Below are 1,180 nucleotides of genomic sequence, written 5' to 3'. Positions count from 1 at the left end.
GGCGGCCCTGCCCATCGCGCGCGCCCTGCGGGAGAAGGTCGACTGGGAGCGGGTACGGCGCGCGTGCGGGGACGAGCCCATGCCGGCGGCCTTCTGTTCCTGCCCTGGGCGGGCCTGCCGGACCGGCGCGGGCTCCCGGGCGCCACTCTCGCCGAGGAGCTGGACCAGCTCGACAAGCTGTCCGACGAGCAGTTCGTGGACGCGGCGCTGGAGTTCACCTGTGCCACCGGATACGGCGCATGCGGGCCGACGGCGCTGTCCGACCCGCACACGCGCCGCCGGGCGCTGGACCTGGCCGCCGCGCGCGGACCGCGGCAACTGCGCTTCGGGGAGCGGCTGCCGGCCGACCCGCCCCGGATCCGGGCGTGGCTGCGGCAGTTCCTCCGGGACTGCGACGAGGCGTTCTTCGCGGAGGCCTGGGCCCGGCTGCGCCACCAGCTCGCTGCCGACGCCCGGCACAAGACGGACCTCTTGCGGCGCAAGGGATTGGCGGAGGCGCTGGCCGCGGTGTCCCCGGCGGTCACGCTCGACGAGGCCGCCGGCCGGATCACCGTCGACAAGCTGGGCGACGGCCGTACGGCCCCGGGCGACGGCGGCCTGCTGCTCGTCCCGACCAGTCTGGGCTGGCCGCATCTGATGGTCCTGCACCGGTACGGCTGGCAGCCGGTGCTGCACTACCCGGTGGGCTCCCCGGAGCTCGCCGGGCCGCAGACCCTCGAGCAGCTGGCCATGCGGATGACCGCGCTGTCCCACCCGGTCCGGATGCGCATGTGCCGCCATCTCGCCCGCAGCGCGCACACCACCAGCGAGCCGGCGCAGGTGCACGGCATGACGGCCCCGGAGATATCCCGGCATCTGGCCGTGCTGAAGAAGGCGGGCCTGATCACCACCCGCCGCCGCGGGCGCTACGTCCTGCACCAGCTGGACGGGACGGTGGTGGCCCGGCTCGGCAGCGAGTTCCTGGAAGGGATCCTCAGGTAGCCGGCCCGCGCCGACGCGACGGCCGTGCGGCCGCCGGCCCGCCCGTGCGGGTCAGCCGTGCGGCCGGCCCGCCGGTACGGGGCGGCCGTGCCCGTGGGCCCGCGTGCACCGGTCAGTCGTGCGGCCGGCCCGCCCATACAGATCAGCCATGCCCGCCCGATCGCCAGAGCGTCGAGGAGGGAACGCGTGGCCGCGGGTG

General features: G+C 75.9%; 1 protein-coding gene. It reads left to right on the top strand.

Features of this window, described 5'->3' with window-relative positions; genetic code table 11:
- Positions 1-981, top strand: a 981-nt coding sequence (locus ABZ281_RS50065) for a DUF5937 family protein (protein ID WP_356665566.1), incomplete at its 5' end; no start/stop codon positions are given.
- Positions 982-1,180 lie beyond the last annotated feature (199 nt).

Origin of the sequence: Streptomyces sp. NPDC006265 (assembly GCF_040613555.1) — a bacterium.
Classification (GTDB): Bacteria; Actinomycetota; Actinomycetes; order Streptomycetales; family Streptomycetaceae; genus Streptomyces.
Note: the sequence above shows the minus strand (reverse complement) of the source record. Positions and strands in the feature narration are given on the sequence as shown.